Genomic DNA, 17,927 nt, shown 5'->3' on the forward strand with positions numbered 1-17,927 from the left:
GCCAGGGCAGCGAAGGTCAGCTTGTGAACGCGCATCGAATCTTCCTCAGCATCAGTGGGGGGTGGTGTCGCCTGCTCGGTACAAGCCTGTACGAGGTAATTGTCAGATCCTGTGGATTGCGACGATCAGGTGGTTGAGGCATCCTCGCCGACCAGCGTCGGTCAGTCGGTGTGGACCGGAGGCAGTTCCTTCGGTGTAGGGGTGCCCCAAGTGCTCCTTCGTGAGTGTCTTGAAAGGCGGGACACTGCCGCTGGAGGCCCAGACGACTCTGCAAGGGGCGGTAATTCGACGGATGAGAACAGGCTTCGGCCTGGGAAGCCGCCGCAGGCGGCTTCCCAGGCCATGGTGAAACCTCAGCCCGAGCCCGTAACTACTCCGCAACGTTGGTGTTGCTCGGGGGATTGAACACGCAGAACTCGTTGCCCTCCGGGTCGGCAACGACGATCCAGCGAAAGCCGTGTTCGTTGAGTTCTTCAGAGAGCCTCGCAGCGCCGAGCCGTTCGAGGCGATTGACCTCGGACACCAGGTCAGCGGTGCCAAAGTCGAGGTCAAGGTGCATGCGGTTCTTGCCCTGCTTTGGTTCTGGGACGTGCTGCAGGAGAAGGGTTGGTGCAGGAGCGGGCCCGACCAGGCTCAGGTAGGGAGGTCCGTGGAAACCGCGCCGGTAGTCCAGCGGGGCGAGCGCGGCAAGCCAGAAGTTCGCTTGCGCTTCGGTGTCGACACAGTCCAGCGTCACAACGATCTGCATGGCGGAACGGTAGGAGGCGTGGTCGGCCCTGACTATCTATTTTTCGGCAGCACCCGGGGTGGTACTGCCGCTCTTCAGGCCCAAGCATCCTCTGCGAGCTCGGGTTCGAGGGTCATGACCCGCCCTGTTCAAGGAGTTGAACCTCAAGGTCGGCGATGCGTTTGTCGGCGAAACGAAGGTTCGATCGGGCGCCTTCGAGTCGCTCTTGCAGCGTGCGGTGCTCCTGGGTGAGCTCGGCCTCGGCGTTGAGCGCGCGTTCACGGCACGTTGCCTCGATCCGCTCGTGCTCGGCCTGGCCTCGGCGGTCGTGACGGCTGCGGCTGTCGACGACCGCGTTCTTCACCAGACTGCGGGCGGCGGTGTTCTCATAGAGGAACGTGGCGGACACCCCGGCCCGCTCGGCGATTGCCCGGATGGTGAGGCGGCCTCGTTCGCGACGGAGTTGACCGAGCGCCTTCTCGACCTGGGCGAGCTTGTCCTGGGTCTGCCGACGCCGGGCGGCGATGGCGGCCGCGGTGGAGATGGGCGTCGATGTCACGCTGCCTCACCTCCGCCGAGTTGGTGGTCGGCCAGGTCCTGGGCCCGGAAGACGGTGGCCCAGACCCGACCGAAGAAGTCCTGGGGCCTGCGCAGGTCGAGTGCGAGGGCATCCTCCAGCAGGCCGACGGCCTCCAGTGCCTTCTCCAGGCCATCGATCGCGCGGGCAGTCGGCTCGAAGAGGTTGTGAAGGTAGTCGGCCGTGGCCGAGTCGGGAGCCCCTTCGGCGATCGTGCGCCATTGCTCGCGTTTGCAGTGCCAGTAGACAAGGTCCGCGCCGGAGAGGACGAACTTGTCGCAGGTGTGGCAGTTGAGCTTCCAGGGGCAGGCGTCACCGGGCCCTGACCCCGGGTTTTGGACACCGGAGACACTTGGATCTTGATGGTCCAGGAGAACGGAGTCCCCGTGGGGATGAAGCACTACCCCGCCGAGTTCAAGGCGGACGCAGTCGCGTTGTACCGGTCTCGTCCGGGAGCGACGATCAAGTCGGTCGCCGCCGACCTCGGAGTGAACACCGAGACGCTGCGCAATTGGATCCGGGCCGCCGACGGACGCCGCTCCGGCTCCCACTCCGCACCTGCTGCGGCGCTGAAGTCTGCAGGTCAGCTGGGGTGCGGCAGAGCATGAGCGCGGTCGGGTCCAGCGCGGACAACGCCGCCGCCGAATCGTTCAACGCCAGCTTCGGGGGGGGAGACGTTGAAAGGCCGAAAGGGCTGGTCGAGCGAGCGTGAGGCCCGACTCGACGCCTTCCGCCGGCTGACCCGATACAACACCCGACGCCCGCATTCCCGGCTCGGCCAGCGATCCCCGATCGCTTACGAGAACACCTTCCAAACAACATCAACTACCCTGACCAGAACCGCATAGACGTGTTCAAGATCCGGGGTCAGGGCCCGTCACCAGGCGGCTGTCCGAGCCAGACGATGTTCAGGACGGACAGGCGGTGCAGGGGTCTGTTGATCCAGTAGGTGAGGGACGGCTGGCCGACAGACGCGAGGCGCACGTCCTCGCCTTCGGGGTCGTCGGCGTCCACTGCGAAAGCCCCACGGGTCGGCCGCGGCAGCGTCCAGGACGTCCACACGACCTCTTCGGCGCGCTCGGGCAAGGCGTCGAGGACCTTCGCGGCCGGCGCGGAGAAGCGGACCGCGTACGACTGTGCGGTCATCGACGCCTGCTCCGCAGCTCCGCCATGTCGACGAACGCGCTGTCGTCGTAGCCGGAGGCGACGAATGCGTCGACCGCCGGGGCGGAGGCGAGGCGAGCCTGCCGGACCTGGACGACCTCGTACAGCGCGGTGAGGGAGAACGTACTGCGGGGCACCTCCAGCGCTGAGGCCCACTCGCGCTCGAAGGCCGGCACCCACTGATCCGCGCGCTGGTCGGTGCGCAGCTGGTCGAGCAGTTCGGCCGGAGCTCCCGGGGCGGGGGCGTGCAGCGTGGCGGGGCGTGTTCGCGCTGCCCCAGCCTCCTACATGGTTCGGTAGGCCCGGAGGAAGGTCCGCACTCCCTCGACGATGAGTGGCCGGACGCGGGTGTCCTCCGCGGCATTCGCGGAACCGAGCCTGTCCAGCGTGACGCCGAAGGTCAGCGCGATGAACTGGTCGGCCGCGAGTCGGGGGTCGGGGACGTCGAGCAGCCCGGCCGCGGCGAAGGCGGCGAACCGCTCGGCGAGTGCCTCGTCGGGGGTGTCGGCCATGGAGTTGTAGCCCCGGTGCGGCAGGTGGCCGGATTCCGCCCGGACCAGTCGCTGCAGCGTTGCGTACTCCGCTGAGCCGAGCATGTCGGTCGCGATGCGCATCGAGAACGTGACCAGAGCGTCCTCGAGTTCGGCGTCCTCTGTGAGGTCGGTGAGGGTGTCGTCGAGGGTGCGCCGGATCGTGGTGATCAGTGACTCGCCGACGGCGTCGACGACTGCTTGCAGCAGCGTCTGTTTGTCGCCGAAGTAGTCGTAGACCGTCCGCTTGGACACCTCGGCCCGGGCGGCGACCGCGTCGACGCTGGACCGGTCGAAGCCGTCGGCGAGGAACAGCTCCCGGGCCGCCGAGAGGATGGCGGCCCGCTTCCGCGTGGACCCCTCGCGCAGTGTCTTCGTGGGTGTCTTTGTGGTCGGCATGGGCACATCTTAACCGAACTACACTGCACGGTGTAGTGTAGTTTCGAACTCATAGCGGGCCGCTGTGTCCGCGCCGGACCCGGCAATGAGGAAAGGACGTCCATGACCGCAACTCTGGTTTCCCCGGCCCGCATCGGTAAGGCCGCTGTCGGGGCCCTCGGCATGCTGGCAGTCGCCACCGGTGCCTTGGAGTCGGTGGTGACGCCGACGCTCCCGCTCCTGCAACGCGAGCTGGACATGAGTCCCGCCGAAGGGGCGTTACTCAGCATCATGCTCCTCATCACCGGTGCGCTCGTCACACCGGTCGCGGGCAGGTTAGGCGACCGCTACGGCGGGAAACGGGTCCTGATCCGGCTGATGGCGGTGGTCTGTGCCGGTGGTCTGGTGTCGGCCCTGGCGCCGAACCTGCCGGTGCTGTTGCTCGGTCAGGTACTGCAGGGTGCGATGGTGGGCGCGCTGCCCCTGTCGTTCATCCTGGTGCGCGAACACCTCCCCGCAGGAGAGTCGAAGGTGGCCATCGGGGTGGTCAGCGGGCTGTTCGTGGGGGGCGGGATGGCCGGAACGCTGTCGGCCGGGCCCGTGGCCGAAGGGCTGTCCCGACACTGGATGTTCGCGCTGCCGACGATCGCGGTCATCGGGGCCACCATCCTGGTGAACAGGCTGATGCCGCATGATCCGCCGGGCAGGTCGGACGGCGCCGGGGTCGACTGGCCCGGCCTGGTTTTCTTGAGCGGGACGCTGGTCACGCTCATGCTCGTACTCGCGCTGGCGCCCGACCTCGGCTCGCAGCCACTCGTGCTCGGCGCCCTCATCGCGGTTCTGGCCGCCTTCGCGACCGGATGGACAGTCGCCCAGCGTCGTGCGGCCTCGCCGATGGTCGATCTGCGCATGCTGGCACGACCTGCGGTGTGGAAGTCGTGTGTGCTGACGTTCGTGATCTGCGTCGGTACCTCGGTGCCGGTCTATCTCGTCCCGCAGCTGTTCGCGGTGTCCGCCGACGACTACGGATTCGGGGCCGGCGCCACCGAGATCGGCTTCTTCCTGCTGCCCGGCGCCGTGGCCGCGTCGCTGGCCGGGCCGATCGGTGGGATCGGGGCGCGGCGTTTCGGCTCGCGTGCCGTGGTCACCGCCGGGATCGTCATCATGGCCGCCGCCCTGATCGCCCTGGCAGTCGTGCACACCGAGGTCTGGCATCTCATCATCGGCAAGATGATGATCGCGCTTGCCAACGGCCTGTGCGTCACCGCGTTGGTGACCAGCACCGCCACATCCGTCGATCAAGGTGACACCGGCATTGCCACCAGCCTGGTCCTGGTGACTCGTGTGCTCGGCTACGCCGTGGGTGTGCAGGTCAGTGGTGCGATCCTCACCGCCGGTACCCCTACCGGGTCCGATGTCCCGGCCGAATCGTCCTTCGTCACCGGCTTCGTCATAGCCGGCGCCGTCACGGCGCTGTCCCTCCTCGTCACCCGCACCATGAGCAAAGGAGCCAAGGAATGACCCGCATTGATCCGTTGAGAGATATCCGCACCACGCCGAGGCGCAAGGTCCTGATATCCGGGGCCAGCATCGCGGGGCCCGCCCTCGCGTTCTGGCTGAACCGCTACGGATTCGCGGTCACGGTGGTCGAGAAAGCGGGCGCACTTCGTGGCGGTGGTTACCCCATCGACGTACGCGGCACCGCACTCGAGGTCGTCCGAAGGATGGGAATCCTGCCTCGGCTGAAGGACGCGCACATCGACCTGCGGCGGCTGACCTTCCTCGGCGGGGACGGCAGCGAGGTGGCCTCGGTCGACCCGCACATGGTCACCGGTGGTGTCGCGGGACGGGACATCGAGGTGCGGCGCGGGGATCTGACCGACGCTCTCCACACGGCGGTCCGTGACGACGTGGAATTCTTGTTCAACGACTCCATCGACACCCTCGACCAGTCCGGCCACGGGGTCGACGTCACCTTCCGCGGGGGCAGCAGGCGTACGTTCGACATGGTGTTCGGTGCGGACGGTCTGCACTCACGTACCCGCGAGTACCTGTTCGGCCCCGAAGCGCAGTTCCACCGGTACCTCGGCTACTGCTTCGCCGGGTTCACCATGCGCAACGCCTTCGGGCTCTCCCACGAGCTCATGATGTGGAACACCCCGGGCAGGGCCGCGGCACTCTACGCCGTGGGGGACAACGACGAAGTGCACGCCTTCCTGAACTTCGCCCACCCGGAACCTCCGTTCGACGCGTTCCGGAGCCCGGAAGCCCAACGGGACCTGGTCGCCACGGTCTTCGCCGACGCGGGATGGGAGGTCCCGGGCATGCTTGCCGCCATGCGCGACGCGGATGACCTGTTCTTCGACGGGGTCAGCCAGATTCGCATGCCCCGCTGGTCCAGCGGCAGGGTCGCGCTGGTGGGCGACGCCGCGTACGCGCCCTCGTTCCTTACCGGGCAGGGCTCCAGCCTCGCGCTCGTCGGCGCGTACATGCTCGCCGGTTCCCTGGCCGACCGGGACCACGCCGCGGGCTTCGCTGCCTACGAACGCAACACCCGTGAGTTCGTGACCCTGAACCAGGAGCAGGTCGGCGAGGGCGACGCCGCACTCTTCCCGACCACCGCCCGGGCCCTGGAGCAGCGCAACGCCATGCTGCGCAATCTCGGCGCCATGCCCTCCGCGGAGGAACGACCGGCCCACTCGGCCCTCACCCTGCCCGAATTCATGTCCACGACGTGAGCCCGGCCAAGGAGAGACTTGTCGCTTTCGATCGCAGCCTGGAACGCGGCCGCAGCATCGGCCAGAACGGTCCCACTGACCTCGGCATGCCCGTAGTCACCAGACCGCGCTCCGGCCCGAGGCAAGGATGAAAACGGCTGGTCGTCCCCTCACGGGTGAAGCAGCGTCCCGCGTTGTCCCATAGAGCCCGGCTGTCAGTGCTGGCAACAAGACTGCCCGGCATGATCGAACCGAATCCGAAAGCGGACCTTCTCCGTTACCTGCAAGACGGCGTGACGCCCTGTTATGGAAGCTCGACGGGCTCTCGGACTACGACATCCGCCGCCCGCTGACCCCCACGGGCACAAACCTGCTGGGGCTGGTCAAACACATCGCCGGCGTGGAGCTGGGGTACTTCGGCGCCGTCAGCGTGAGGGCCACCGGTGTGGTCACCGGCCCGTCCGCGCACAGCAACGCGTCGGTCGGCTCGAACAGCGCGTCCCCGCGCATGGGCAGGCACTCGAAGAAGTCGTCCCGGAAGTGTGACATCCACGCGAAGGCTTCTTGCCGGACACCGTGATGCAGCCGACTCATCTCCCACGGCCTTCGTACTGGTCAGGTGCCTCTTTGGTCGGAGCACAGGGTCAGCCGGAGGCCGTGTCCACGTCCTGGGAATCCCTGTACGAGCGATCACGTTCGGGGCATCGTTCGAGGCCAGGGGTGCACTTGAGCACCACAGGTGGACAAACCTGAGCACGATTGTCTGCCAGCGCGCGTGCACCTGGGACTATCCGGGGAAGGCACCGGGGTCGACGCCGGTCAGGTCACAGCTTGCGTCCCACAACTGCGCCGCGACGGAGGCCTCGGCGAGGTGGTTCCACACCGGTTCACATCGGGGCTTGCCGCGCAGGCCGAAGACGCGCGGTCCCCACAACTGGCCCCCGAGCACGGCCGGATCGAGCACCGCCCGCACCGCGGGCCACGCGCCGGCATGCTTGCCCTGGACGAGGAGAGCCGCAGGTGCCGCGCTCAGCCGTGCGCCGGTCGTCTGCACATGGATCGGCGGCCGTGAGGGGGTGAGGGAGTCCAGCGCGCCGCCGGGATGGACCACCACACTCGCCACCGTGCTGCCGACAGCACGCAGGCGGCGGTACAGTTCGACGCCGAAGTACATCTGAGCCAACTTGGAGCGTCCGTAGGTGCGCTTGGGCTGGTAGTCCTTCCGGGACTGCAGGTCGTCCAGGTCGAGCCGCTCGGACTTTGCCGCGAAGCTACCCATGGTCACGACGCGGGCCGCTGGAGCAGCCGACAGCAGCGGCATCAGCCACCGGGTCAACGCAAAGTGCCCAAGATGGTTCGTGCCGAACATCAGCTCATGACCGCCCCCGGTCTCCTTGCGCGGCGGGTCATCAAGCGCGACGCCGGCATTGTGGACCACCGCGTCGAGGCGTTCCACCTCCAGTGATTCCGCAACCGTTTGCAGCGACGAGAGGTCGGCGAGGTCCAGCTGTACGGCCCGCACCCGCGCACCAGCAACACGCGCACGTATCGAAGCAGTGGCGTCCTCGGCCTTCGCAGGATTCCGGCTGCCGAGTACGACGGTCGCTCCGGTTGCCGACAACTGCTCCGCGACGAAGTACCCGATGCCGGCGTTGCCGCCGGTGACCAGGAAGACGCTGCCATCGGCACGCGGCAGCCGTTGGACACTCCAGGGCGGGGTGGAGGATGCGGACGACATGGCGACGGGACTCCCTTGCTGGTGAAGAAGGCTGCGGCTGTTTGCCGGGCAACTCGACATTCATGGTTCCAGCGGCCACCGACATATCGCCGACAGACCACCGGAAGTCCTGTCAGAGGGCCGACATCCCACCAACACGGTGCTGGCCCCTCGCCGCAGCCTGCCCGTGAACACCACGTTGACCAACCGCAGTACTCAAAGGCCGACCGGGCCGCTCAGTCACCGGAGGTTGAAAGTCAGGCTGAGGCCGCAGCGATCAGCACTGTCAACCGGCGCTGGACGAGTCAGAGGTCACGCGGATAGGCACGGTTGGGCCAGGGGGCAGGAACGGGTGCAAGTCTTGGTGATCATGGAGTTGCGACGCTCTGTGATCGCTGAGGAGACCTGTGCCTGTGCTGCCGTCGTGGCTGACCGAACCGCTCTGGGAGCAGTTCGTGGTCCTGTTGCCCGCGCGGCCGGAATACCACCCGGCCCATCCGCTCGGCTGCCACCGCAGGCGCATCAGCGACCGGATCGTCTTCGACAAGATGCTGCAACTGCTGCGCTTCAGCTGTTCTTACGAGGCAATCGCCGACACAACGTGCTCGGCCACCACAATCCGCAGCCGTCGCGACGAATGGATACGCCTGGGTGTCTTCGCCAGACTCAAGCAGATTGCACTCAGCTCCTACGATCGCATCGTCGGCCTCATCCTGGACCAGATTGCTGTGGACGGCTGCATCACCAAGGCGCCTGGTGGTGGTGTGGTTGCAGGGCGTTCTCCGGTCGACCGCGGTAAACAGGGGCTGAAACGCTCCAGCATGACGGATGGTTACGGCATTCCTCCTGGCCGCGTGCTGGCCGGAGCCAACCGCCATGACTCCCCGCTGCTCGCCCCGACACTGGACCTGCTGGACGACCTGAAACCCCTGCCTCAGGACATCAACGTGCACCTGGACGCCGGCTACGCCTCCGACAAGACCCGCGCCCTGCTCGATGCACGCGGACTGCACGGCCGGATCGCGCACAAGGGCGAGAAGGCGCCCATCCAGGCCACTCAGAGGTGGCACGTGGAGCGCACCCATGCCTGGCAGAACGCCTTCCAGCGCCTGGCCCGCTGCCACGAGCGCCGGGCCACCGTCATCAACGCGTTCTTCGACCTCGCCGACACCCTCATCACCGTACGCAGCCTGACCCGCCGGGCATGGACCACCCACCGCTGGGACCACCGGCCGCGCCGCTGTCCCTGAACACCGGCATCACACCTTGCAGACGCCCACACCCTCCGGAGCTATCCCGGCCTGGTCAACGGCGGGCCAGTACCGCCACTTCACTGCCGAACCCCACCACCAGCCGACCGTCCGGGCCAACAGCCACCGCACGGACAGACGACGGAAACAGCAGCTCCGGCCCGATCGGCTCGCCGGTGGCCAGGTCCCACATCCGCACCACCCCATCTCCACTGCCAGTGATCACGCGAGCCTCGCCGTCCACCTCCGGCAACCCAAGCACCCCGACGGGGTGGCCGCTCAGGAACTCACCGATCTGCCCACCCGTGGCCACATCCCACACCCGCACCGACCCGTCGTCGCCGCCGGTGACAGCGAGACCGCTGCCGTCCGCCACCGCTACCGCACGCACCGGGCCGCCGTGGCCAGTGAGGAGCTCGCCCGCCTCCCAAGAGGCACCCATATCCCACCCCCACACCCGCGCAGTCCCGTCATCACCTCCAGTGACAGCCAGAACGTGGCCATCTGACACCGTCACCGCCACCGCATGCACCCAGTCGTCATGACCGGCGAAGAGCCCGTCAAGCTCCTCACCAGTGACCAGATCCCACACCAGGACCGTCTCGTCTTCGGCGCTGCCGGTCACAGCGAGCATGGTCCCGTTCACCACCGTCACAGCCTCCACCTTGCCGGTGTGGCCGATGAGGGGCTCACAGAAAGGCTCTCCGGTGGCCACGTCCCACACCCGCACCGCCCCGTCCTCACTGCCGGTTACGGCAACGGGGAGACCTTTGACCACCCCCACCGCTACAGCCAGAACCGCGCCGCCGTGGAGGAACGGCTCACCGAGAGACTCGCCAGTGGCCAGGTCCCACACTCGCACTGTCTTGTCGTCGCTGCCGGTGACGGCAACAGGGCGGCCCGCCACCGCAGACGTCGCCACCGCCCGCACCCGACCAGTGTGCCCGGTCACAATATTCTGGAGCTGGCGTTCGAGTCGGGTGCCAGTCGCCCACTCCACGCCCCACTGCGCGGCAGGTTCGTTTGCGACCGGCACAGCGGTGATACGCGCCGCCAGCTCCCGGTCCCCGTACCGGGCGGCGTCCAACGCCAGCAACTGCCGCCGTACCCCCGCCCCCGCAGCGCGGTGCAGATGCGCCGACGCCCCGTACACCGCCCCCACCAACCGCGCCGCCGGCCCCGTGGCCGCGTTTACCAGCCCCAGCACCTCCCCCGGATCGGCATGCACCAGAAACCCCGGATCCGCCAACCGCTCATCCGCACCCGCAAACACAGCCTCGCCCCCGTCACCCGCAGATCATCAGACATATCCGCATCCAATCAGCCCCCCGCCGACATACCACCCCCAACCTGAAACCTCCACCACACAATTACGTGCCCGATTACGTAACGTCACTCAAGAACCCCCGGCAACCTCAGCGGACATAACCCGCCTCCAGACCCGCAGCCCGCCACTGCCCCCACCATTCCGCGCGGGATATTAGTCGGCCAACTGGCCCAGAAACGGGACGAGTTATGTGAGCAAGGACGGCTCCATCAGGAGGAGGCGAACGCATCCGTGCTCGCGGTGCAGGGGCCAAGGACAAGTCGGCCACCGCCGACAGGGTCCTGGCCACCGTGCTCCACCTGCGCAAACCCGGCACCCGAGACCTGCCCGCCCAGCTCTTCGGAGTCAACGGCAGCGCCCTCACCAGGGCCGTTCGCCAAGTCCAGCCCCTCCTGGCCGAGCACGGCTACACGATTCCACCCGCTACAGCCAGGTTCCGGATGCCCGCTGACGTCACCGCGTTCCTCGCGAACAGCAGCCCCACGGCGATCGAATCAGCATGTTGATTATCTGCGATCCCTAGGCCTGCCATACGCGTTGGGCACCTACCCAGGTCGAGAGGATGGGGATGTCGGCGATGCGTTCGGGGGCGACGGTCAGGAGGTCGTCGCCGAGGACGGTGAAGTCGGCGAGCATGCCAGGTGCGAGGCGGCCTTTGAGGTGTGCTTCCCCAGTGGCGTGCGCGGAACCGGACGTGTAGACCTCCAGGGCCTCGCGTGCGGTCACCCGCTGTTCGGGGCCGAGGACTTCGCCGTCGCCGGTGGTGCGCGTCACCATCGTGCGGATCGCCAGCAGCGGCGGGAGCGGTCCGGCGGGATGGTCCGAGGATCCGCCGACGCGGATGCCCGCGTCCAGGAACTTCCGATGGGCGCACGCCGCCGCGGCGCGCTCGTCTCCGTAGTAGCCGCGCAGTTTACCGCCGTGCTCGTGCAGGAAGGCCCCGAACGGCACGGGAGTCACCCCGGCGGCGGCGATCCGGGCGACCAGGTCGTCGTCGACGAGGCTGCAGTGCTCGATGCGGTGGTTGGTCCCGGCGTACGCCGGATCGTCCGCGCGGGCCGCCTCGATGGCGTCGAGCACCTTGCCCACCGCCAGGTCGCCGTTCGCGTGCACCGCCACACGGCTGCCCGTGCTGTGGACGGCGCGTACCGTCGCGGCGAACTCCTCGTCCGTCATGACCTGGATGCCGTTGTCGGCGCCCGTCTGGCTGGGGTACGGCAGGCGGCACAAACACGTACCGCCCGCCAGCGCCCCGTCGATCATCAGCTTGACGCCGACCAGGCGCAGGTGTTCGTCGCCGAAGCCGGAACGCAGGCCGACCCGCGCCAGGTCCTCGAAGTACCGGTGCCACACCAACATGCCCACGCGCGCGGTGAGGACGCCGCGCCGCGCCGCCTCCTGGTAGAGCCTCAGCTCGCGGGGCGAGACCAGGGCGTCGCACCAGGAGGTGATGCCCGCCGCGTGGAAGTCACGGCACACCTCGGCGAACGACGGGACCAGGTCGTCGAGGGTGAACTCACCGAGCAGTTCGGGGATTCCGCTGGGGCGGTACCACTGGTCGAACCAGGCTCCTTCGTACATCCAGCCGTCGAGCCGGCCGTCGGTGTCGCGCCCGAGCGTGCCGCCGGACGGGTCGTCGTCGGTGTCGCGGTAGCCGGCGAGTTCGAGGGCCCGGGTGTTTGCGACGGCCATGTGGCACGAGAAGTGCACGGCGATGATGGGGTGTTCGCGCGACACCGCGTCCAAAGCGGCGCGATTGAGCCTGCCTTGCGGGTCGGCCGCGGGGTCGTAGCCCTCGGCGACGACCCAGCGGCCGGCTGCGGTGGCCTGCGCGCGTTCCGCCAGCGGGCCGCGCGAACCACCGGCCGCGGACATGGCGTTCGCGGTCAGGGAGACCCGCAGACGGGTGTCGGCAAGCACGGCGGGGTGGCAGTGCGCGTCGTTGAGACCGGGAACGACGACGGCCTCGCCGAGATCGACCCGTTCGGCGTCCGGGAAGCGGGAGCGCAGCTCGTCCCAGTCCCCCGCGGCCACGATGCGGTCCCCGAGGGTCGCGAGCGCCTCCGTTTCGGCGCGCGGGTCGGCGTCGGCGTTCGGCCCTCCGCCGGACCCGGCGAGCGTGATGATCCGGCGCGCCCGGAATATCTGCACCCGCGGCTGTTCGGAGCAGGATCCCGCGGTCGGGGCACCGGACCCCGCGATCAGTGCGCCCGAGCTTACGGCCGGTGCGCCCAGTCCCGCGATCTGTGCGCGGGATCCCGCGGTGGACGTGTCGCCCGTGTTCATGTCGTTGCCTCGCCCGTCATCGATCTCTTCGTTGATTTGTTCCTTCGCCCCGTCGGCCACGTCCGCAGCGTCGGCCTTGTACGGATCGGGTTCCTCCGCCGCCCGGTCGGCCGTACGCGCGGAGGGCGTGCCGTTCGACGCGCCAAGCGGGCCGCCGTCCCTTCCCGCACTCACGCCGCAGTCTCCTTCACCGGGCGTATCGTCGCCGGGGCCTCGGGGCGCGCGGATCCCGCCAGCCGGAACACCACCTCGACGAGGATCCCGACGGCAAGGTTGACCCCGATTCCGATGAGGCCGGCGTTCACGTTGCCGACGTCGACCGCGTGGCCGTCGTTGCCGAAGGTCAGCCAGATCACGACCGCCTCCCCCGCGATGATCCCGGCCGCGACGGACCACGCGCGGGCGAACGGGCGGTGCCCCTTCAGCGCGTACAGCAGGCCCGGCGCCATCTGCGCCAGTCCGGCGTAGGTGAGGAGCAGCAGGTTCGCCAGCGCGTCCGGCCGCTTGACGCCCAGCACCAGCGCCAACGCGACCGCTCCGATCACCGTGGCGTGGTTCACCAACAGTCCCGACCGCTCGGTGCGCGTGCGGACGACGTTTTGGGCGACCATCGACGACATGCCCAGGACGATCGCCGCGGACGGCACCATCGCGCACGCCGCGGCGGCGGTGACGACGACACCGACCAGCCAGCCGGGCAGCGCGCCGTTCGTGAGGTGCAGGAGCACACCGTTCGGGCCGCCGGAAGCCGCACCGGCGACGAGGATGCCGGTGAAGCCGACGAGCATCGGGATCGCCTGGCTCGCGCTGTAGAACGGGATCCAGATGCTGTTGTGCCGAAGTGCCTTCTCGTCCTTGGCGGACAGCACCGCGGGCCAGCTCTGCGGCATGGTCATGAACATGACGCTCAGCAGGCTCGTCACCATGCTGGTGAAGAACCATGTGCGGTCGAACGGCCCGTCGTGGATGGAGAGCTTGGCCGCGTGTGTGTCGGCGAGCTGACGGCTGACGTCGCCGATGCCGCCCGCGAAGTGCGCGGGAATGGCGACCGCCAGCACGACCAGGACGAGCACCATGAGTGCGTCCTTGAGGTACGCCGCCCGCGCCACCCCGCCGATGCCCGACCACAGCACGAACGCGGTGATGAGGACCGACGCGGCGATCATGCTCGCGGTGCCGGAGCCGCTGTTGCCCGTGGCCAGCTCGACGACCAGGCCGAGGCCGGTGATCTGGAGCTGGAGGTACGGCAGCAGGAACAGTACGCCGAGCACCGCAGTGAGCGTGCCGAGGGCCTGGCTGCCGTAGCGGTCGGCGAAGAAATCGCCCTGCGTCAGGTAGCCGCGGTCCCTGCCGAGGCGCCAGACGAGCGGCGCGATCACGTACAGGCCGACGTAGGCCAGCGGGAGATACGGCAGCGCGTAGGCGACCCCCACGCCCGACGCGTAGGCAAGCCCGGCCAGCCCGAGGAAGGTGAACGTCGTGTACACCTCGCCCGCCTGGAGGAACCACGTGGTGACCGCACCGAACCGGCGCCCGCCGACCGTCCACTCCTCCAGACTGGCCGCGGGCTTGCGGCGGCCGAGCACGCCGAGCGCGGCAATCAGCAGCATGCCCACGGCGGACACGATCAGTGTGGCGCTCATCGGCCGCCTCCGTTCCGGAGGTGCTCACGCCGGCGCTCGACGCGGCCGCGCTGATACTCGACGTAGCCGAGTGCCGGGGTGAGGGCCACCACCCAGCCCACGCTCCAGGTCAGGATCGACGGCATGCCGAGCCAGACATGCGGGGCGTTGACGAACGGCAGCCACGCCGTCGACAACAGTGCCGCAACGGGCACGAGTAGCAGGAATACTGCGACACGCATGAACCGCTCCCAGGGTCGTCGTTTCTCGCGAACCCTTGGAGCATGAAACTTCCCGGGTAGGATCAACCAAAATCTGTCGAGAAGATTCATGCAGAGTCGAAATATGAAGCATTTCGCCGAATCACCGACCACCGGCCCGCCCCGCCCGAACCCTCTGGACGAGACCGATCTGGCCCTGGTCAACGCCCTCCAGGCCGCACCGCGGGCATCGTGGACCCTCGTCGGGCAGGCCCTGGGCATCAGCGCGGTCACCGCCGCCCGCCGCTGGGAGCGGCTGCGCTCGCGCGGCCTGGCGTGGGTGACCACGTACGGCGGCCCGTTCGTCCAGCAGGTCAACTGCGCGGCGTTCGTGGAAGTCGACTGCGTGCCGTCACAGGTTCCCGCGGTAACCGAGCGCCTGGTCCACGACCCCCGCATCACCGGCATCGAGCACGTGTCCGGCGGCACCGACCTCTTCCTCACGGTCATGGTCGCCGACCTCACGGCGCTGTCCCGCCTGGCCGTCGACGCCATCGGCGCCCAGGAAGGCGTGACGGCCACCCGCAGCATGATCGCCACCCACCTGTTCACCGAGGGCAGCCGCTGGGACCTGCGCTCCCTGGACCCCGGCCAACGCGGCCTGCTGCGCCCGGCGGACGACACGGCATCCTCCGGCGCCGCGACGCTGACGCCGGAGGACCGCCCGCTGCTGCTCGCGCTCGGCAAGGACGGGCGGCTCGGCTACGGCGAACTCGCCGAGCTCACGGGCATGAGCGAGTCGACCGTACGCCGCCGCGTGACCCGGCTGCTGCGCGAGGGCAGCCTCGTGCCCCGCTGCGAAATCGCCCACAGCGTCTCGGGTTTCCCGGTGTTCGTGCACTACCTCGCGAACGTCCCCAGCGCGGATCTCGCCCGCGTGGGCGCGTCGATCGCGGCGGCGAGCGAAGTCCGTCTGTGCGCCGCGATCGCCGCCCGGCACAGCCTGCTGATCACCGCATGGGTCCGTTCCGTCCCGGACACCCGCCGCCTGGAGGCCCACCTTGCCGAGCGTTTTCCCGAACTCACCATCGAGGACCGACGGTTGACGCTGGCCAACCCCAAACGGATGGGGCACTTGCTCGACGCCGAAGGCCGGAACACGGGTTTTGTGCCGATGGACATGTGGGCGTGAGCGGCGGAACCGGCAGCGGTCGCCCGTCGCTTTCGGAAAGGCATCGGCCGACCTCGTCATGGCCCGGCTGCTGGGCACACCATGTACTCGCGGCTCTCCAGTGGCGGATGCGCGAGGTCGGGCTGGAGCTGCATGCGGACAAAACCAGGGTTGTGTTCTGCAGGGACAGCAACCGGCACGGGGGCCCTGACCCCGGATCCTGGACACCGGAGACACTTGGATCTTGACGGCCCGGGAGAACGGAGTCCTCGTGGGGATGAAGCACTATCCCGCCGAGTTCAATGCGGACGCGGTCGCGTTGTACCGGTCGCGGCCGGGAGCGACGTTCAAGTCGGTCGCCACTGATCTCGGGGTGTACACCGAGACGCTTCGGAACTGGGTCCGGGCCGCTGACGGGCGGCGTTCCGGCCCCCACACGACGCCTCCGGCGGCGGGCGGGAACACGGGTCGAGGCGGAGCCGGCCGCGGCTCGGCGCAGGATCCGCGCGCTGGAGGAGGAACGCGACGTCCTCCGCAAGGCGGCCCGGTATTTCGGTATTTCGCAAGGGAGACCCGCTGGTGAGGAGCCGTCGACTGATCAACGGCTGCCTCGCGGGCACTGACCTGGCCATGGACGCTTGAGCACAATCAGACCGACATCACACATTCAAATTCAGTAGCTACGGCTGCCGTGTCGGTGAGCACCGGAGTCACAAGGGGCTGAACAACCGGGCCGAGAACCCCCATTAACCGACCCGGCAACGCGAACGCGCCATGAAAGGGTTCCGATCCGTCGGCGCGGCGCAACGGTTCCTGGCCTCGGTCAGCGGCATCTCACCTCACTTCCGACCCCGCCGCCACCTCATGACCACTCACCACACCAAAATGATCACCGCTTCGCGATCTGGGACCGGATCACCCGCACCGTCGTTCTATCCACCGCGACCTGAACCAGACGCCACCACCCCGGCCAGGCACGTCCACGCACCCCGACGCCCCGACGCCCCGACGCCCCGACGCCCCACTCAACCTGACAGTGCCCCGGGAGGGGCGCACGACGGTAGTACAAGTCGCCTAGGCAGTCTTTAATCCTATGTTCATATGAATTCCCCAATGCATCAATTGCACCTACCGCGCTTTTATTTCGATCGCTTAAATCGTGGCAAGCGAGAATTACGGCGCCCCGTGATGTGGAGCCGCGTCGCTTCACCTAGGACGACCCGCCCAGGCGCCCTGAAGGCGACGGGTCTTCACATGTCCTTCTCGCCCCACTGCCCACTGGGACATCCCATGCGGTTGCGCACCCAGGCAGAGCGGTACGTCCGAAGGAGAAAGATCATGGCAACCATCACTTCGTTGGTGGACACGACGACCACCACGAACCAAGGCAGGCCAGGGAACACCGTCCAGATCAACGGAACCGGTCTGTCCACCACCACGAGGGTGAACTTCGGTTCGGCGGCGGTCACCCCGGCAAGCGTCACCGCCACACTGGTCACTTTCGTGGTGCCCAGCGCGGCGCCGTGCTCCGGCCAGGTTTCGGTCAGCGTCACCAGCAGCGCCGGCGTCACCAGCAACGCGCTACCGTTCTTCATCATCGCCACGCCGACCACCACAGGGCTGAGCGTCACCTGTGTGCCGGCCGCCTCGGGCGGCTCGGTGACGCTGTTCGGCACCAACTTCCTCTCCGGAACGCAGGTGGGGGTGGGCACCGTCGGCAACGTAGCGGTCACCCCCACCCAGTCGAGCCAGGTCACCTTCACCGCGCCGACCAACCCGGGCCAGGTCGGTACGGTGTCGACCCAGCCGGTGACCATCACCACCGCCGGCGGTACCAGCACCTCGGGCACCACCCAGATCGACTACTACCTCACGCCGGCCATCACCTCGGTGCTTCCCACATCGGGTACGACGGGGGACCAGATCACCGTCAACGGAACCGGTTTCGTCAACGTCGACACCGTCACCTTCACCGACAGTGCCACCGCCACCGCCACCGCGGTCTTCACGCCTATCAGCGACACCCAGCTCGCCGCCACCGTGCCCGGCGGACTCGCCACCGGGGCCGGAACCATCACGGTCCACACCTGTGGCGGCAATTCCAACGCCCAGGCCTTCACCATCACCTGATCGTCGGGGACAACCGGGCACCCCGACGGCACGATCACCAAGTCGCGGTCCGTCCGCAGAACGTGGCGCGGATGGGCGGCAACGCCCCGTGACCTGGCCGACGATCGTCGGCCAGGTCACGGGGCGTTGCC

The 17,927-nt window shown here is 68.2% G+C and carries 17 protein-coding genes and 7 pseudogenes; 12 read left to right on the forward strand and 12 right to left on the reverse strand.

Features of this window, described 5'->3' with window-relative positions:
• Nucleotides 1-370: 370 nt before the first annotated feature.
• The 3 genes from ABZY11_RS34085 to ABZY11_RS34095 all read right to left on the reverse strand — a co-directional run bounded on the left by ABZY11_RS34085 (nucleotide 371) and on the right by ABZY11_RS34095 (nucleotide 1,705).
• Nucleotides 371-748 (reverse strand): VOC family protein, encoded by a 378-nt coding sequence (locus ABZY11_RS34085; protein ID WP_356482876.1) that lies wholly within the window; start codon nucleotides 746-748, stop codon nucleotides 371-373.
• Between the two features lie 112 nt (nucleotides 749-860).
• Nucleotides 861-1,286, reverse strand: a complete 426-nt coding sequence (locus ABZY11_RS34090) for a DUF6262 family protein (RefSeq protein WP_356482877.1) — start codon at nucleotides 1,284-1,286, stop codon at nucleotides 861-863.
• Entirely contained in the window at nucleotides 1,283-1,705 is a 423-nt protein-coding gene (locus ABZY11_RS34095) for a hypothetical protein (protein ID WP_356482878.1), read from the reverse strand. The genes ABZY11_RS34090 and ABZY11_RS34095 overlap by 4 nt, the downstream gene beginning before the upstream one ends.
• On the opposite strand from ABZY11_RS34095, the pseudogene ABZY11_RS34100 reads away from it, so the two are divergent.
• Nucleotides 1,697-1,825: pseudogene (locus ABZY11_RS34100) on the forward strand (transposase); the annotation flags it as partial. The gene ABZY11_RS34095 and the pseudogene ABZY11_RS34100 sit on opposite strands and share 9 nt — an antisense overlap.
• Nucleotides 1,826-1,872: 47 nt before the next feature.
• Nucleotides 1,873-2,152: pseudogene (locus ABZY11_RS34105) on the forward strand (integrase core domain-containing protein); the annotation flags it as partial.
• A gap of 19 nt (nucleotides 2,153-2,171) precedes the next feature.
• Here the strand turns inward: ABZY11_RS34105 and ABZY11_RS34110 are convergent.
• The 3 genes from ABZY11_RS34110 to ABZY11_RS34120 all read right to left on the reverse strand — a co-directional run bounded on the left by ABZY11_RS34110 (nucleotide 2,172) and on the right by ABZY11_RS34120 (nucleotide 3,397).
• Nucleotides 2,172-2,450 (reverse strand): hypothetical protein, encoded by a 279-nt coding sequence (locus ABZY11_RS34110; RefSeq protein ID WP_356482879.1) that lies wholly within the window; start codon nucleotides 2,448-2,450, stop codon nucleotides 2,172-2,174.
• Entirely contained in the window at nucleotides 2,447-2,644 is a 198-nt protein-coding gene (locus ABZY11_RS34115; protein ID WP_356482880.1) for a DUF6247 family protein, read from the reverse strand. Before ABZY11_RS34115 ends, ABZY11_RS34110 begins: the two co-directional genes overlap by 4 nt.
• A gap of 108 nt (nucleotides 2,645-2,752) precedes the next feature.
• Nucleotides 2,753-3,397, reverse strand: a complete 645-nt coding sequence (locus ABZY11_RS34120) for a TetR/AcrR family transcriptional regulator (protein ID WP_356482881.1) — start codon at nucleotides 3,395-3,397, stop codon at nucleotides 2,753-2,755.
• 102 nt (nucleotides 3,398-3,499) lie between these two features.
• Between ABZY11_RS34120 and ABZY11_RS34125 the strand changes: the two genes are divergently transcribed.
• From ABZY11_RS34125 to ABZY11_RS34135, 3 genes and pseudogenes are all read left to right on the forward strand, one after another.
• Nucleotides 3,500-4,897, forward strand: a complete 1,398-nt coding sequence (locus tag ABZY11_RS34125) for an MFS transporter (RefSeq protein WP_356482882.1) — start codon at nucleotides 3,500-3,502, stop codon at nucleotides 4,895-4,897.
• A complete protein-coding gene (locus ABZY11_RS34130) occupies nucleotides 4,894-6,114 on the forward strand; it encodes an FAD-dependent monooxygenase (RefSeq protein ID WP_356482883.1) in 1,221 nt (406 codons plus the stop codon). The genes ABZY11_RS34125 and ABZY11_RS34130 overlap by 4 nt, the downstream gene beginning before the upstream one ends.
• A 221-nt stretch (nucleotides 6,115-6,335) precedes the next feature.
• Nucleotides 6,336-6,508: pseudogene (locus ABZY11_RS34135) on the forward strand (DUF664 domain-containing protein); the annotation flags it as partial.
• Nucleotides 6,509-6,513: 5 nt separating this feature from the next.
• On the opposite strand, the pseudogene ABZY11_RS34140 reads toward ABZY11_RS34135, so the two are convergent.
• Together ABZY11_RS34140 and ABZY11_RS34145 are read right to left on the reverse strand one after the other, a co-directional pair.
• A pseudogene (locus ABZY11_RS34140) lies at nucleotides 6,514-6,687 on the reverse strand (transposase); the annotation flags it as partial.
• Between the two features lie 193 nt (nucleotides 6,688-6,880).
• On the reverse strand, nucleotides 6,881-7,831 hold the full coding sequence (locus ABZY11_RS34145; protein WP_356482884.1) for an SDR family NAD(P)-dependent oxidoreductase: 951 nt from the start codon (nucleotides 7,829-7,831) through the stop codon (nucleotides 6,881-6,883).
• Between the two features lie 386 nt (nucleotides 7,832-8,217).
• Here ABZY11_RS34145 and ABZY11_RS34150 point away from each other — a divergent pair, with 386 nt between their 5' ends.
• On the forward strand, nucleotides 8,218-9,060 hold the full coding sequence (locus tag ABZY11_RS34150) for an IS5 family transposase (RefSeq protein ID WP_356482885.1): 843 nt from the start codon (nucleotides 8,218-8,220) through the stop codon (nucleotides 9,058-9,060).
• A 55-nt stretch (nucleotides 9,061-9,115) separates the two neighbouring features.
• Here the strand turns inward: ABZY11_RS34150 and ABZY11_RS34155 are convergent, their stop codons facing one another.
• Nucleotides 9,116-10,309, reverse strand: coding sequence for a WD40 repeat domain-containing protein (locus ABZY11_RS34155; RefSeq protein ID WP_356482886.1), 1,194 nt, complete (start codon nucleotides 10,307-10,309; stop codon nucleotides 9,116-9,118).
• 231 nt (nucleotides 10,310-10,540) lie between these two features.
• Between ABZY11_RS34155 and ABZY11_RS34160 the strand changes: the two are divergent.
• A pseudogene (locus ABZY11_RS34160) lies at nucleotides 10,541-10,893 on the forward strand (ISAzo13 family transposase); the annotation flags it as partial.
• A 13-nt stretch (nucleotides 10,894-10,906) separates the two neighbouring features.
• Here the strand turns inward: ABZY11_RS34160 and ABZY11_RS34165 are convergent.
• Genes ABZY11_RS34165 through ABZY11_RS34175 form a run of 3 tightly spaced genes read right to left on the reverse strand, consistent with a single transcriptional unit; the run spans nucleotide 10,907 to nucleotide 14,537 of the window.
• Complete coding sequence (locus ABZY11_RS34165) at nucleotides 10,907-12,847, reverse strand: amidohydrolase (RefSeq protein ID WP_356482887.1); 1,941 nt, start codon at nucleotides 12,845-12,847, stop codon at nucleotides 10,907-10,909.
• Nucleotides 12,844-14,316 carry a sodium:solute symporter family protein gene (locus ABZY11_RS34170; RefSeq protein WP_356482888.1) on the reverse strand — a complete coding sequence of 491 codons (1,473 nt, stop codon included), beginning with the start codon at nucleotides 14,314-14,316 and terminating at the stop codon, nucleotides 12,844-12,846. The genes ABZY11_RS34165 and ABZY11_RS34170 overlap by 4 nt, the downstream gene beginning before the upstream one ends.
• Complete coding sequence (locus ABZY11_RS34175; RefSeq protein WP_356482889.1) at nucleotides 14,313-14,537, reverse strand: hypothetical protein; 225 nt, start codon at nucleotides 14,535-14,537, stop codon at nucleotides 14,313-14,315. Before ABZY11_RS34175 ends, ABZY11_RS34170 begins: the two co-directional genes overlap by 4 nt.
• A 103-nt stretch (nucleotides 14,538-14,640) precedes the next feature.
• On the opposite strand from ABZY11_RS34175, the gene ABZY11_RS34180 reads away from it, so the two are divergent.
• The 5 genes and pseudogenes from ABZY11_RS34180 (at nucleotide 14,641) to ABZY11_RS34200 (ending at nucleotide 17,796) form a co-directional block, all read left to right on the forward strand.
• Nucleotides 14,641-15,687 (forward strand): Lrp/AsnC family transcriptional regulator, encoded by a 1,047-nt coding sequence (locus tag ABZY11_RS34180; RefSeq protein WP_356482890.1) that lies wholly within the window; start codon nucleotides 14,641-14,643, stop codon nucleotides 15,685-15,687.
• 256 nt (nucleotides 15,688-15,943) lie between these two features.
• Nucleotides 15,944-16,249: a transposase gene (locus ABZY11_RS34185; protein WP_356482891.1), complete on the forward strand. Its 306-nt coding sequence runs from the start codon at nucleotides 15,944-15,946 to the stop codon at nucleotides 16,247-16,249.
• 116 nt (nucleotides 16,250-16,365) lie between these two features.
• Nucleotides 16,366-16,485 (forward strand): annotated as a pseudogene (locus ABZY11_RS34190) (IS6 family transposase); the annotation flags it as partial.
• A 519-nt stretch (nucleotides 16,486-17,004) separates the two neighbouring features.
• Nucleotides 17,005-17,196 (forward strand): annotated as a pseudogene (locus ABZY11_RS34195) (IPT/TIG domain-containing protein); the annotation flags it as partial.
• A gap of 129 nt (nucleotides 17,197-17,325) precedes the next feature.
• Nucleotides 17,326-17,796, forward strand: coding sequence for an IPT/TIG domain-containing protein (locus tag ABZY11_RS34200; RefSeq protein ID WP_356482892.1), 471 nt, complete (start codon nucleotides 17,326-17,328; stop codon nucleotides 17,794-17,796).
• Nucleotides 17,797-17,927 lie beyond the last annotated feature (131 nt).

The organism is Streptomyces sp. NPDC006510, from assembly GCF_040611955.1.
In the GTDB taxonomy this organism is placed as follows: Bacteria; Actinomycetota; Actinomycetes; order Streptomycetales; family Streptomycetaceae; genus Streptomyces.